Annotated in this window: 13 protein-coding genes; 6 read left to right on the plus strand and 7 right to left on the minus strand. The window is 55.6% G+C overall.

Annotated features, from left to right (window positions below; translation table 11 throughout):
* Nucleotides 1–7: 7 nt before the first annotated feature.
* From ACR0JG_RS06740 to ACR0JG_RS06750, 3 genes are read left to right on the plus strand one after another with little or no spacing between them, the layout of a single operon-like run.
* Nucleotides 8–1,510, plus strand: a complete 1,503-nt coding sequence (locus tag ACR0JG_RS06740; RefSeq protein WP_480568369.1) for an aldehyde dehydrogenase (NADP(+)) — start codon at nt 8–10, stop codon at nt 1,508–1,510.
* 8 nt (nt 1,511–1,518) lie between these two features.
* On the plus strand, nt 1,519–2,274 hold the full coding sequence (locus ACR0JG_RS06745) for an SDR family oxidoreductase (RefSeq protein ID WP_480568371.1): 756 nt from the start codon (nt 1,519–1,521) through the stop codon (nt 2,272–2,274).
* Nucleotides 2,275–2,291: 17 nt separating this feature from the next.
* Complete coding sequence (locus ACR0JG_RS06750; RefSeq protein WP_480568374.1) at nt 2,292–3,134, plus strand: fumarylacetoacetate hydrolase family protein; 843 nt, start codon at nt 2,292–2,294, stop codon at nt 3,132–3,134.
* 881 nt (nt 3,135–4,015) lie between these two features.
* On the opposite strand, the gene ACR0JG_RS06755 is transcribed toward ACR0JG_RS06750, so the two are convergent.
* Nucleotides 4,016–5,122, minus strand: coding sequence for a ParB/RepB/Spo0J family partition protein (locus ACR0JG_RS06755; protein WP_480568378.1), 1,107 nt, complete (start codon nt 5,120–5,122; stop codon nt 4,016–4,018).
* A complete protein-coding gene (locus tag ACR0JG_RS06760; RefSeq protein ID WP_480568381.1) occupies nt 5,119–6,426 on the minus strand; it encodes an AAA family ATPase in 1,308 nt (435 codons plus the stop codon). The genes ACR0JG_RS06755 and ACR0JG_RS06760 overlap by 4 nt, the downstream gene beginning before the upstream one ends.
* Before the next feature lie 590 nt (nt 6,427–7,016).
* Here ACR0JG_RS06760 and ACR0JG_RS06765 point away from each other — a divergent pair.
* The 3 genes from ACR0JG_RS06765 to ACR0JG_RS06775 all read left to right on the plus strand — a co-directional run bounded on the left by ACR0JG_RS06765 (nt 7,017) and on the right by ACR0JG_RS06775 (nt 10,385).
* Nucleotides 7,017–7,580: a DnaA N-terminal domain-containing protein gene (locus ACR0JG_RS06765; RefSeq protein WP_480568384.1), complete on the plus strand. Its 564-nt coding sequence runs from the start codon at nt 7,017–7,019 to the stop codon at nt 7,578–7,580.
* A gap of 137 nt (nt 7,581–7,717) precedes the next feature.
* Nucleotides 7,718–9,466, plus strand: coding sequence for an ABC transporter ATP-binding protein (locus tag ACR0JG_RS06770; RefSeq protein ID WP_480568386.1), 1,749 nt, complete (start codon nt 7,718–7,720; stop codon nt 9,464–9,466).
* Complete coding sequence (locus tag ACR0JG_RS06775; RefSeq protein WP_480568389.1) at nt 9,456–10,385, plus strand: glycosyltransferase family 2 protein; 930 nt, start codon at nt 9,456–9,458, stop codon at nt 10,383–10,385. The genes ACR0JG_RS06770 and ACR0JG_RS06775 overlap by 11 nt, the downstream gene beginning before the upstream one ends.
* A 258-nt stretch (nt 10,386–10,643) precedes the next feature.
* Here the strand turns inward: ACR0JG_RS06775 and ACR0JG_RS06780 are convergent, their stop codons facing one another.
* From ACR0JG_RS06780 to ACR0JG_RS06800, 5 genes are read right to left on the minus strand one after another with little or no spacing between them, the layout of a single operon-like run.
* Nucleotides 10,644–11,387 carry an ABC transporter permease gene (locus ACR0JG_RS06780; protein ID WP_480568392.1) on the minus strand — a complete coding sequence of 248 codons (744 nt, stop codon included), beginning with the start codon at nt 11,385–11,387 and terminating at the stop codon, nt 10,644–10,646.
* Nucleotides 11,384–12,037 carry a TenA family protein gene (locus tag ACR0JG_RS06785; protein ID WP_480568395.1) on the minus strand — a complete coding sequence of 218 codons (654 nt, stop codon included), beginning with the start codon at nt 12,035–12,037 and terminating at the stop codon, nt 11,384–11,386. The genes ACR0JG_RS06780 and ACR0JG_RS06785 overlap by 4 nt, the downstream gene beginning before the upstream one ends.
* Entirely contained in the window at nt 12,034–12,759 is a 726-nt protein-coding gene (locus ACR0JG_RS06790; RefSeq protein WP_170423093.1) for an ABC transporter ATP-binding protein, read from the minus strand. The genes ACR0JG_RS06785 and ACR0JG_RS06790 overlap by 4 nt, the downstream gene beginning before the upstream one ends.
* Entirely contained in the window at nt 12,756–13,427 is a 672-nt protein-coding gene (tenA, locus tag ACR0JG_RS06795) for a thiaminase II (RefSeq protein ID WP_480568398.1), read from the minus strand. The genes ACR0JG_RS06790 and tenA overlap by 4 nt, the downstream gene beginning before the upstream one ends.
* Nucleotides 13,424–14,332, minus strand: coding sequence for an ABC transporter substrate-binding protein (locus ACR0JG_RS06800; RefSeq protein ID WP_480569033.1), 909 nt, complete (start codon nt 14,330–14,332; stop codon nt 13,424–13,426). The genes tenA and ACR0JG_RS06800 overlap by 4 nt, the downstream gene beginning before the upstream one ends.
* Between the last annotated feature and the right edge of the window lie 28 nt (nt 14,333–14,360).

Raw genomic sequence — 14,360 nt, forward strand, 5'->3', positions numbered from 1 at the left:
AACGAATATGTTGACCGGAAAACACCTGATAGCTGGCGAATGGATCGGCGCAGACACCACTTTTGCGTCAGAACCAGCGCATGGACCAAGCCATGACTTTTCTGTGGGGACAGCGGCGATGATTGATAACGCGGTGGAGGCAGCAGAGTCGGCATTTGCCACTTTCGGGTGGTCCTCTCGTACCGAACGTGCCGCGCTGTTGCGCAAGATCGCAGATGAGATTGATGCCCGCGGGGATGCCATCACCGAAATCAGCGCTCAGGAAACCGGCTTGCCCGAGGCGCGCCTGCAGGGGGAACGTGGCCGTACCGTCGGCCAGCTGCGCCTCTTCGCCGATCACATCGAAGCGGGTAATTATCTGGACATGCGCCATGACCCGGCCATGCCGGATCGTACACCCCTGCCCCGCCCCGACTTGCGCATGATCCAGCGCCCGCTGGGTCCTGTTGCGGTGTTCGGCGCGTCGAACTTCCCATTGGCCTTCTCGGTTGCTGGGGGCGATACCGCCGCGGCACTGGCCGCAGGATGTCCGGTTGTCGTTAAAGGCCATTCGGCCCATCCCGGCACGGGCGAGATCGTGGCGCAGGCCATCGACGCCGCCATCAAGGCGACCGGAGTTCATCCCGGAGTGTTTTCATTGGTACAGGGTGGCAAACGGGATGTGGGCACGCGATTGGTGCAACATCCCTTGATCCGGGCGGTTGGCTTTACGGGCAGCTTCGGAGGTGGACGGGCGCTGTTCGATTTATGCGCGCAACGCGATGAACCCATTCCGTTTTTTGGCGAACTGGGTTCAGTCAATCCGATGTTCATACTGCCGCAAGCGGCGGCCGCGCGCGGTGCTGAAATCGGCAATGGCTGGGCCGCGTCCCTAACCATGGGCGCTGGACAGTTCTGCACCAACCCCGGTATCGCCGTGATCATCGACGGTCCTGATGCTGACGCGTTTCAAGCAGCGGCAGAGGCTGGCCTGTCTTCGGTGGCCGAGCAGACAATGCTGACCGATGGAATTGCGGAGGCATACCGAAACGGAGTTTCGCGTGTAGCTGCTGGTACCGGTGTATCGAAGATTATCGGCACAAGCTGCAAGTCACGCGATGCGGCCCCATACCTGTTCACTGTTTCAGGTGATGACTGGCTCGCCAATCGGAAGCTGCAAGAAGAAGTCTTCGGACCATTGGGCATCATCGTACGCGTGAACGACAGCTCTCAGATGCAACAGATCGCGCGGGCCATCGAAGGGCAGTTGACCTGCACACTACATCTGGACGCTGGCGACAAACCCGACGCTCAGGCACTGCTACCGCTGCTTGAACGAAAGGCTGGGCGATTGTTGGCCAACAGCTTTCCGACCGGGGTCGAAGTTTGCGACAGCATGGTTCACGGAGGCCCCTACCCCGCCTCAACCAACTTTGGCGCAACATCCGTGGGAACATTGTCGATACGCCGTTTCCTGCGGCCGGTTTGTTATCAGGACATCCCATCCGAGCTTCTACCCGAGATATTGTGAGGTTGTTCATGTCGACAATCAACCCATCCAACCGGCTTGCAGATAAGACCGCTCTCATCACAGCAGCTGGCCAAGGCATTGGCCGTGCAACCGCCGAATTGTTCGCTGCCGAAGGCGCACGGGTGATAGCCAGCGACATCAACGATGCTGCGCTTGCCGAATTGGGCGGTATTCCGGGTATCGAACCGCTGCAACTGGACGTAATGGACGATAAGGCCGTTACAGATGCAGCGGTCAATCTGCCGCAACTGGACATTCTGTTTAACTGCGCAGGTTATGTAGGGGGGGGATCAATTCTTGAATGCACTGAAAAGGATTGGGATTTCAGCTTTGACCTCAACGTAAAGGCCATGTTCAGACTGATCCAACTGACTCTACCCGGAATGCTGAAAGCAGGCGGCGGATCGATCATCAATATGTCGTCGGTCGCATCGTCCATGAAAGGCGTGCCCAACCGATTTGCGTATTGCGCGTCAAAAGCAGCGGTGATTGGCCTGACCAAGTCTGTGGCAGCCGATTTTGTGACCCAGGGCATTCGGTGCAACGCGATTTGTCCAGGTACGGTGGACAGCCCCAGCCTGCATGACCGGCTTCGCACCACCGGGGATTATGAGCAGGCAATGACTGATTTCATCGCCCGTCAACCGATGGGCCGTATTGGCACAGCGGAAGAGATCGCTGAACTGGCTCTGTATTTGGCCAGTGATGCCAGCAAATACACTTCGGGCCAGCCCTTTGCCATAGATGGCGGCTGGACGATCTGAGCAGGAAGGACCTGACAATGAAACTACTACGCTATGGTCCGAAGGGCGCTGAGAAACCCGGCATTTTGGCCTCAGACGGCTCGGTTCGCGACCTTTCCGGTGTGGTGGATGATATCTCGGGCGATACTCTTGGCGATGTCGTTCTTGAAAAGCTCCGCGCACTAGATTTGGCCAGCCTGCCATTGGTAGACAGCAACCCGCGCATCGGTCCTTGCGTTGGCAATGTTGGAAAGTTCATATGCATTGGCCTGAATTATGCTGATCACGCAGCAGAAAGCGGCATGGAATTGCCTGCTGAGCCCGTGATCTTCTTCAAAGCCACCTCGGCCATCGCCGGCCCCGACGATACCGTAGAAATCCCGCGCGGATCGGTCAAAACCGATTGGGAAGTTGAGCTGGGCGTCGTTATCGGCAAAGAGGCCAAATATGTCTCTGAGGCGGAAGCCATAGACCACGTCGCCGGCTACTGCGTAGTGAACGAATTGTCAGAACGTGACTTTCAGCTTCATCGCTCTGGCCAATGGGTCAAAGGAAAGTCTGCGGACACGTTCGGCCCAATTGGCCCCTGGCTGGTAACACGAGACGAAGTCCCCGACCCGCAGAACCTTCCGATGTATCTTGAGGTAAACGGGCACCGATATCAGGACGGATCAACCAAAACGATGCATTTTGGCGTAGCGACGGTCATCTCGCATCTGTCGCAATTTATGTCTTTGCAACCCGGTGACGTAATTTCTACAGGCACACCCCCGGGTGTTGGTATGGGACAGAACCCGCAGACCTACTTGAATCCCGGCGACAAAATGGAGCTTGGTATTCAGGGTCTGGGCACGCAACGTCAGAACGTCATCCAGGGATGAGATCGCGCTGTTGGCGAATGCCATATGTAGCCTTGAAGCAACAAAAGTAAGCGAGAAGGTTTTGTCTCAGATAACGCCGCCCGTATACTGATTATCTATCAGGCCAGTATATATTCTTATAGGCGCTTCTCGCGCGATTAATCCGGTATTTGTAGTATCGGATCAGGTTACCGAACATCTTTCTGGTTGCTTCGGGCGTTTCAATACTGAGAAGAGTCGTTGTTTTTTAAGCAAGCTTTGACAAAGCCTGTCCTTAAGTCACGATTCAGCATGCCCCTAAGCCGGCAAGATGGGTGCCCTTAGCATTAAAGTAGGCAGACCGATACAGATCTTAATAGTACTTATTAAAGTATTTTGCACACTACGTCCACATGACCTTCTACTCGATCAATCATTCAACTCATCGCTGCCTTTTCTTTGGCAAGCCACAGTACAATCATATCCATCATTGATAAGTACTCACGGCCAATCCGTTATTTGCTCACGCGGCTCGAATATGTTTCGGCACGCTATGTTGGTCTTCCCGATGAAATGTCGTACCGGAGCGCTCGAAGATTGAAGCGATGGCGTCGTCCCTGCCCTGCCGCGAAAACTGTGTAGCTGTTCAGCCGCGACTAACTACATAAATTGTAGATTATCCGCCCTAGTTCCATATCAATACGTTAAGAAACCTTCTACTGATGGCCTGAACTCGTAGTCCTTAACTCTGCTCGGAACGTACCTGCCCGAACTAAAAAACAAGAATTTGAGGCCGGGCGGTAAAAGCTAAGCGTTTAGATGGTCCCCCAGGGTACCGTATTACACGATTGGTCTGTTTGTGCAAAAAAACGGCGCTGAGATTAACCAGCGCCGCGCTTCGGATCTATCTCGCTAAGCCCGCCTTACCCGTGGGTAAGATCGTCTTCTTCTCGCAGATCCTCGATCAAGGTGGCCACAGCACGTTCTAATTTCGCCCTATCGACGCGGGTAAAATCGAGATCATAGCGAAGTTCGATCCTTCCGCTGGATGCAGAACATTTTGCAATCCCTGCCCTGCCCCTTACCTGAAATGTTGTCTTCGCGCGGCGTGGTTTACCTACGGCTTCAGCCTTTGGCTTAGCGGCGGTCGCATTTTCGATTGTGAGAAAATCGCGAAGAATGGCCACTTCGCGCACGCTGTCGCGATCTGGTTCACTCACCAAAGCCGTACTGACTTGTCGGATCAATCCAGGATCAGAGTCGAGCTTTCGTTTGAGTTCAACACCCACATTCCGTGGAATGTCGTTTGGGTGCATAAGAACCTTTTCCAACATGGCCAGCAAACTCGCAAACGCCCGAATATAGCTGCGCTTGGTATAGCTTGCAGATTTGAACAAGGTTGAAACCGCTTTGTCGACATCCGGACAATCATTGGCGGGGTCTTCCGCATAGGCACGCGCAAGCGCGCCCATTTCCGCAAACGAGATATCCTTTCGGATCAGGTTTTCATCGACCATGCGACGATAGCTATCATCCAGCTCGGCAGCGTCAGAAACACCGGCCGGAATCGTCGCAAATCGCGCGTCGCCAGTTTCCACAAGCAATGCGCGAAATGCCGATAATCTGCGCATTCCTTGAATTAACTCAAAGCGTCCATCGTTGCGACGCTCGACTCGGATCGGGTTCGAAAGACCCACATCCTGAATAGAAGCCTTCAACTCATCCAACTCAGGATCAGGGCCAGGCTTGCGGTCGCGCGTCAGGCGCTCGGTAACAACATCCGCCAATGCGATCTGTTCAGTAACATACCCTTCTGAACGTAGTCGTACAAGCTCGTGCGCTAACCTGTCATTTTCGACTCTGATTGCATCTTCGGTAGTTTGCTGGTCGCGTAGCGCATTAGCGTTCTCGGAGATTGCAGTAGCCATCGGTCCGCGCCTTTTCTCAAGCGCTTTATCCGGAATCTTGCCAACCGGTATTTCTTCCATCGCTGGCATATCGATATCGAACATTCTGCGTTTTCGGCTCATACGTCATCCTCCAGCTTGTCCCAGGCCGATAGCATGACGCCCCGGAATTCATCATAAACATTGTCAAATGTCGAACGCGCGCGACGCCAGGTTTCCCTCGTCATCTCACGGTAATCCATCTCATAAACTGAACTCAGGAACCGACCAGATTGCTCGACCGCACGCGTCATCTCGACCGGGTGCTCGGCGAGGTGCTCACCAAAGACTTTGCGGAATGCGTCATACATCGCTGTGTGCAGTGCATTCCCCGGTTCGTAGCGCGTAAGCAAAAACCGAATTTCGGAGAATGTCTTGGGTAAACCAATCTTACCCGTGGGTAAGGTCTTGTCGAAACCATAGGCCAAATCTTCGAGGGCTTCAGCCAACTGTCCAATGAATGAGGTGGTTGAATCGTATTCCCAGTATCCGGGCCCCGACGGGATATACAACATGTCTGCTGCGAACACCGCATTCATCGATTGGTATCCTATCGCAGGCGGGCAATCGAACAGGATCAGGTCATAAGCATCATTCGGTATTTGATCCAGATAGCGGGACACAGCTGCAAAAAAAGACCACTCAGGATTCAGGTGCCGATATTGTGCTGATGCGAATTCGACGAAAGCAGCATTGGCGCAAGAAGGGATCGCATCAATCGTTGACCATGAGGTCTGCTTGATAAAATCAGAAATGCGCAGTTCGCCGAGACCCATATCCGTTATAGAAGGTGGTAATTCTCGGCGGGGCAGGGCGGTTCCTGACTCTGCAGCCGCAGGGCGGTTATTCATGCGATCGGTTTCACGGATCAGATCCCGCGCCATGATACCCCAGACGGTGAAATCTTCAGCGACATCAGTCAGACCCATCGAATGGCTGAGCGTCGCCTGAGGGTCAAAATCCACCACTAATACTCGGTAGCCGTCCAGAGCAGCGGCGTGCGCAAGATGCAACGCCACGGTCGACTTGCCAGCCCCCCCTTTGAAATTGGCAACAGCGGCCCGAACCGCCCGCTTGCCCGCAGGGCGTGGGGGAGTGAGCGCTTTGCGATTAACCTTAAGCCGCCGCCTGAGCTCATTTACCTCTTCCAGACTAAACCAACGCTGCCGCCCATCAGGCTCGACCTCGCCTCCCGGCAATGAAGGATCGGCGGCCAGCTTTCCTCGGAAAGTCGATTGGTTCACCTTAAAGATCAGCTCGGACACCTCCCAGCTTGAGAACCGCCTTAGCGTCTTCTCCATCTCAGGGCTGAAAGTCTGCTGGCGAATCCAGCCCTGCAATTTCAGGGACTGGGTGCGCAATGCATTCAGGTCTTCGTGCGTGTACATGCCTCAGTTCTCATTCTTCTGGACGTTATTTTTCTCTCTTTTGTTATTTACGCCCGATTTGCATATTTGGCAAAAGAAATTATTGTAAGGTTGTGATGTTACCCACGGGTAAGAAAATATGGCCGCATCTAGTGCTGACCGATTCGGGACGCTGCTGCTCTCTGTAATCGTCCTGACGTCGGATATCCTACCAGATTTAGGGGGACACAACTCAAGCAAATACGGCATATAGGGGGACATTATTGCTCTATAAGGGGACACCCAGTATGTCCCCCATCACCATAGATTCACCTATTTCTTTTATTTTTTGATAGCGAATAGCACCTATCAAATAGCGTGATCTCAACGAACTCTTGACAGAATCGAAGTATTGGACGCTAATCAGTGAACAATCACGAAAAGCGTTGGGAAACGGTGCGATTACGGCGGGATCAACCCGCATGAGGCAAAAAAGAGCGGTGAGGAAACGGATGCAGGTTGCGAAACCGATCGGGCGAAATGCGCCTGCACTGAAGTACGATATCTTGTCGGCCCTCGCCGTTCACGCCTTATCAGGTGACAAGCATCGTCATCGCAGTGTTCTACGCATCATGACTTTAATTACTACGCGCTATAACTGGCGCTCCAATGAACTGTCGATTGGCCGGGAAGAGATCGCTCGGTTGTGGTCCGTGAACGAACGCACAGTTAAACGTGAGATGGCTAAGCTGCGCAGCGCAGGCTGGATTGCGGTCAAACGACCCGCCGCTCGAGGACGGGTTGCGGTTTATGAACTCGACCTGAAGCAGATCATGCTGGACACAATGGAAACCTGGCCCGTGATCGGAACGGATTTCCAAGAACGAATGCAGCAAGAGCCAGAGCGCGATACCAATGTTGTGCCATTTCAGTCAAAGCCATCGATCCCGCCGCCAAAGGGTGAAGACGTTTGGGCACAGGTTCAATCGATCCTACATGGGCGTGACCCAGAACTTTGGTCCAGCTGGTTCAAGCATCTAAACGAAGCCGAAAGGGCAGGGGGCCTGGCGACCCTGATTGCGCCATCGCGTTTTATGGCGGATTACATTGCACAGAAATGGTCGGGGAGGGTTTTGGCCGCTTATTCGCGTGTAGACCCTTCGGTTCGAACAATTCGCATTGAAGCGGCAGAATAGGGCGCGGGCTTGCTCAACTGGCAACAGGCGACTATCTAGCGGAAACTGTTTATGAGCGCGTCAGATGTGACTTAGCTCGATCCTGATCACAGTGGACATGTGCATTGCAAAAGATCAAATCAAAATTTGCGACCGTATTGAGTGATTCCGTCCTGTGGCGACTGCTCTCCGAGAATATGCGCGAGCAAGCGGTACCTTATACGATCGCGATCATCGCGATGGTATTTGTTGCGGCAACCACCGCAGGTATCGCCTTTATCATGCGTGATGTGGTGGATTCGCTGTTTGACAGTGAAAACTCAGCCAAGATTTTTGGCGTTTCGATGACCGTGTTCACGATTTTCCTGGTCAAAGGCATTGCAACCTACGTCCAGATTGTGGCCCTTACGCGTGCCGGGAACCGGATTGTCTCGAAACAACAGATCAAGCTTTACGATAAGCTTTTGCGGCAGGGTGTTTCATTCTTCAACCTGACAGAAAGCTCGGATTTGTTGTTGAAGGTGACACAAACGGCCCAGGCAGCGCGCACGGTGATCGAGATAATGGTGACCACGGCAGTTCGCGATATGCTGACCCTGATCGGTCTGCTGGCTGTTATGTTCTATCAGCAACCCATATTATCCCTTTTTACCCTGATCGTCGGCCCGCTGGCGGTTTTAGGGATCAGGATACTGCTCAGAAAGATTCGCGAGATTGCAGATATGGAACTGCAATCGATGGGCGCGATCATGAAAGTCATTCAGGAAACCTCGTCTGGCATTCGCGTGGTTAAGACTTTCGGGTTGGAAGAGCGCATGGCCAATAAGATGAACTCGGCCGTGAAAAGCGTCGAGAAGCGGCGCAATAAGCTTGCGCGTTTGCAAGCTGCGACGAGCCCGCTGACGGATATCCTGGCCGGGTTTGCAATTGCCTCGGTCATCGGGTTGAGCGCTGGTAAGCTGTTTGGCGCTGCAGCGTCCACTCCGGGTGAACTGATGTCGTTCGTGACCGCTGTGATGATGGCCTATGAGCCCGCGAAGCGCCTGACGAAGGTGCGGGTGAAGATGGAGCTGGGTCTGCGCCGGGTGCAGATGTTGTTCAACATGTTGGACGAACCAGAAACCCTGCCGGAAGAGGCCAATCCCAAAAGCCTGCCTGATGGTCCGCGAGAGGTGGTGTTCGACGACGTCACTTTCGGCTACCGTCGTCGCGATCCGATCTTGAAAGGGCTTTCGTTGACGTTCGAAGCTGGCAAGACCACCGCTCTGGTTGGCCTGTCCGGCGGCGGCAAGTCGACCATTCTGAATTTGGCCTTGCGGCTTTATGATCCGACCAGCGGTTCGGTATCGATCGATGGTCAGGATATCAAATACGCCTCGTTCAAATCACTGCGCCAGAACATGTCGTTCGTCGGGCAAGAGACGTTTCTGTTTTCGGCCTCAATCGCCGACAATATCCGATTTGGCCGTGAGGGTGCCTCGCAAGACGACGTGATCGAGGCTGCCAAGGCCGCAAATGCCTATGACTTCATCATGTCGCTTGAGAAAGGCTTTGACACTCTGGTTGGTGAAAATGGTGCCTTCCTGTCCGGTGGTCAAAAACAGCGCCTTGCGATTGCGCGCGCGCTTCTGCGCGACAGCCCGATCCTGCTGCTGGACGAACCAACTAGTGCGCTGGACTCGCGGTCGGAACATCTGGTTCAGGAAGCCTTGGGCCGCCTGACCGAAGGGCGTACGACAATCATCGTGGCTCACAGGCTTTCAACCATCATGCATGCGGACAAGATCGTGGTGATTGAGGCTGGTGAAGTTCTTGAGCAGGGCAGCGCCCAACAGTTGCTGAAGAAACCGGGGCCATTCAAAACCCTATATGACCATCAGTACTCGAACGCCGTCAATGCCGAATGATCCCGACGTGATCCAACGGCCTGACATTACACCGGCGCGTTCGTCCCTGAGCGCGTCAGTGATCATCCCGACCTATCAAAGCTGGGACCAATTGCAGCTTTGTCTGGATGGGCTAGCCTCTCAGACACTGAACACAAACCAGTTCGAGATACTTGCAGTCAACAATGACCCGACCGACCCCATGCCCGACGGGTTTCGCCTGCCCGCAAACGCCCGCATTCTAAGTGAGACAAAACCCGGCTCATACGCAGCGCGCAACCGGGGAATCGAAGAAGCCGCCTCGGAGCTGCTGTTTTTCACCGACTCCGATTGTCAGCCTGACCCGCTCTATCTAGAGGCCGGGTTGAAAATAGCCGAAGACCACCCCGAGGTTAATCGCTTTGGCGGCAATGTTGTGCTGATCCCGAACGGGCAGGATTGGAAGACGACCGAACTCTATGATGTTCATTTGGGATTAGAGCAAAAAAAATGGGTGGAACGTGGGCGCGCGGTTACGGCCAATCTGATCGTTCGGCGGGAGCTTATGGATCGCATCGGTCGGTTCAACGACACGGTGTTGTCCGGCGGGGACATGGAATGGAATGATCGTGCACAATCTGCGGGCGAAGCGATTGTGTTTGCCGAAGACGCCATCGTCCGTCACCCGGCGCGCGACAGTCTTGGGGATCACATCACCAAAGCCCGTCGTATTGAGGGGGCTAGGCTGCGCCGCAATGCCAAGCGCGGCATCGTAAATTACATCCCGCCTTTGCAGAAATTGATCCCTTCCTTCAAGACGTTGAAAAACCTTCTGAGGAATCAGGATCTGTCAACCAAACAGGCTTTTGGTGTGTGGGGCGTTCACTATGTGATCCGCGTTGCAAAAATTACGGAAACCATTCGGCTTCTCTGGCTGCGGAGGCCTGACCAGCGGAAGTAGTGGCCACTGGCAATGATAAACCACTTTCAGACCATGACGCTACGCGTTCTGGTTCGGCTTAATTCAAGTTGATCCTTAAGGTAGGACTCTTGGACAAGTGACTGCGGCACACTCTGTGTTCGCCGCTCGACCAATTAGCTTTGTTTAACTTGGCGCTCTGGAAATCAATGTACTCTAGCTTTGAGCTCTTTCATCACAGCTGGTGGCACGATTAAAGTCGATCTCCGCGTTCGCGTAGATTGATGGTCAGTACTTTGTTCATATCTGATCACGCTGATCCAGGTACCGATTGCACAGGGCGTTGACCGTTGCGTGCAGGATGATGGTAAGTACCGCCAACACAATCAGCGCGGCGAACATCAGGTCGGTTTTGGCACGGCCATTGGCCAACAACATCAGATATCCCAGCCCACGCGACGCTCCGACCCATTCACCGATGACGGCTCCGATCGGGGCATAGACAGCAGCCAGACGCAGGCCGCTGGCAAATCCGGGCAGAGCAGATGGAATACGGATGTGCCACATTGCTCGGGCGGGCGACGCCCCCATGACCCGAGCCAGATCCAGCCAGTCGCGATTGCTGCGCATCAGTGCATCAAAGAAAGACGAAGTAACCGGGAAATAAATGATCAGCAGCGCCATGGCGATTTTGGCCTCGAGCCCGAAGCCAAGCCACAGGGTCAGAATCGGTGCGAGGGCAAAGACGGGGATGGTCTGGGAAAACACCAAAATTGGTCGCACCAGCGCGCGTGCTAGCGGTGAGGCGGCAAGGCCGATGGCCGACAGCCCGCCCAGCACTGCGCCAAGGGCCAGCCCGATCAGCACTTCGGTCGCGGTGACCAGCCCATGCTCCAGCAGAAGGTTGCGGCTGTTCCAAATGGTTTCGGAAACCAGCGCTGGCGGGGGCAAGATAAAACGCGGCAAGCCGGTGGCCCAGACCACCAGTTGCCAAAGCGACACTGCCACTGCGGCTGCAGCGATTCCTGCAGGCCAACCTGTCATCGGGCAACCGGGAATCCTGCCCATGCGGCATCGAAAAAGGCGCGCTCTAGGGCCACGGCTTTTTCGAAGGTGGCGGCAACCTCGGCCTGCGCCTGGTCCGAAAGGGTCGGCCAGATCGCATCCAATTGCTCACGCAGATAGGCCACCACACTTTCGAACCCGTCGCCGGAGTGCAGGGTGATCCATTCACCCAGCCAGAACGGCAGATTATCGGCGCGGTTTTCGACCGGGCCAGCCCAATCCAGATAGACCCATTCCGCGACCACCAACACCGCCAGCATCCGCTCGTAGCGCCCGGATGTGCGGGCTTCGTCCATCAGGGCCTGAAACGCCAGGGTTTCGGGTGCGGCTTCGCTTGCCTGGGGCACGTCCAGCGCGTCTAATGCACGCAGGAAGTACGTGTTCTCTGGCCCGCAGATCTGGCCCAGAAAGCGCGCGCCCGGCACAGCATCGGCGAGGTTGGGTGCATGCGCCACTGCTGAGGCCAGCAGACGCACGAAGCCGTCCACGAAAAGGTAATCCTGCTGTAAATAGCCAGCCATTTTGCCGTGGTCGAGCGTTCCGGTAGCCAGCGCATTGGTAAAGTCATGTATCGTGGCCGCTGTCCAGTTGTCCTGGTTCAGCGCCCTGAGAGTTTCGCTTGCGCTCATCTGTCCGTCCTGAGTTGTTGAAGCAGCGCGGCCTGGATGCCCAGCACGCCCGGATCATCAACAGGGCGCGGGATGCTGCCCATTGGAGTTTCGACCGGGTGCAGCCCGTCGCGCGTCATGATCATGATGTTCTGCCCCAGCCGCGCCACTTCGGCCGGGTCATGGGTGATAAGCAGCACCGTACGTCCCTTCAGCAGCTGTGCGGTGAGGTCCTGCATATGCACCCGAGTCAGGGCATCAAGGGCTGAAAATGGTTCGTCCAGCAACACAATGGGGCGGTCTTCCATCAGGGTTCGGGCCAAGGCCACGCGCTGTCTTTGCCCACCGGAGAGCTTTCCCGGTTTCTTGCCCAGATGTGTGCCTAGCCCAACTTGCTCCAGTACCTGCTCGGCCCGGCCCCGATCGAATTTCTCGCCGCGCAATCGTGCCCCTATTGCCACATTGTCGAGCGCTGATAGCCAAGGCAGCAACAAATCACTCTGCGCCATTAAGGCCACCCGCCCGGCCAGCGCGCCACCGTCCGAGGCCCAGATTTCACCGTCCAAAGAAACATGGTCTCCCAGTCCGGCCAGCAGCTTGAGCACTGTGGATTTGCCCACACCACTGGCCCCCAGAAGACAGGTCCACCGCCCTGCATCAAGTCGCAGATCAATGCCGCGCGCGATGGATGTGTCGCCAATCGACAGTGATCCGCGCAGATATAGGGCGGGGGCCGGGCTCATGGCTGCGATGCCATGCCCCAAAAGCCGACCTCAAGCTCGGTCGCCTTGTGGAAGCGGTCGCAAAGATTTGCCCAACGTGGGCAGTTTTGCGGGTCATCCCCGATGCGCCGCGCTACCACGCCATCGATCAGCGCGCCAACATCGCGGCAAACCTGCTGGTAATCTTCCCCGCCATAAGTGTTGACCCAATCGGCATAGGTTTCTGAGGTCTTTGCCACCGAAAGCTCTGCCCCGATCTCACCATAGCCCATGACGCAGGGGGCCAGTGTGGCCAGAAGATCAAGCATATCCCCGGAATGCCCGGCATCCAGTACATAGCGTGTATAGGCAAGATTAGCCTGACGCTCTTGCGTTGCAAAAAGTTCTTCCTCGGAAATCCCAGCCTTGGCACAGATGCCGATATGCAGGGCAAGCTCGTCATTGATCAGTGCATTCACGGTCCCCGCGGCGAGGCGCATATCCGCGACGGACTCAGCCTTGGTCACCACCAGCGCCCAAGCGCGGGCGAAATGGATCAGAAAGACATAGTCCTGTTTGAGATAGTGCAAAAACGCCGCGCGCGGGAGGGTTCCATCACCCATGCCCCGCACGAATGCGTGGCGGGTATAGGCAGGCCAGGTTTCCCCGGCCGCCGCTCGCCATGCCTCAAATGAGGTGCCGTAGTTCATTGTGCCCCCAGATCGACCGCGATTTTCGATACCGGGCGGGTGCCCACGACCAAGCCGCTTTTGGCCAGAAATTCCTCGAAGCGGATGTAGCGGCCTTCGTCCAGCGCCTCAGGACGCAAGGCAAAGCGGGGTAGGGTGTCGACCCAAGCCTTTGCATTCAGCTCGTCGTCCAGCTCTTCCGCGTAGCTTTTGAAAACCTCCCAGCTTTCATCCGGGTTGTTGACGATGTATTGCGTGGCCAGCTCGGTGGCGCGCAGGAAGCGGCGCACCTTGTCCTCGTCCATCAGCTCGGGGTTGGCGACGTAAATCAACTCGTCATATGTCGGCACGCCTTCTTCTTCGACATAGAAGCATCGGCCTTCGACACCTTCGATTTCCATCTGGTTCAGCTCAAAATTGCGATAGGCACCGATCACCGCGTCGACCTGCCCGGACATGACCGAGGGGCTGAGCGAGAAGTTGACGTTGATCATCTCGATCTCGTCCAGCGCGACCCCATGCTTGCCCAGCATGGCACCCAGCACCGCTTCTTCGACGCCGGCAACCGAGAACCCGATCTTACCACCTTTGAGCTGGCTGATCTCTTGGATCGGGCCGTCCTTTAGTGTCAGAAGACAGCTGAGTGGCGTTGCCACAAGTGTACCTACGCGCATCAGCGGCAGACCTTCGGCTACCTGGAGGTGCTGGTTTGGTTGATAGCTCACGGCGATGTCACCCTGCCCGGCGGCCACCAGTTTCGGTGGGGCCGAGGGATCAGCAGGCGGCACAATCTCGACCTCAAGATTCTGGTCTGCGAAATAACCTTTTTGCTGCGCTACGATGATCGGACCGTGATCAGGGTTTACGAACCAATCCAGCAGCAGAGTCATCTTGTCTTGTGCCAGCGCCGGTGTAGCCATCAGCATCGCCGCTACGGTCAGAAAATGTTTCAAT

Source organism: Ruegeria sp. AD5 (assembly GCF_056542345.1).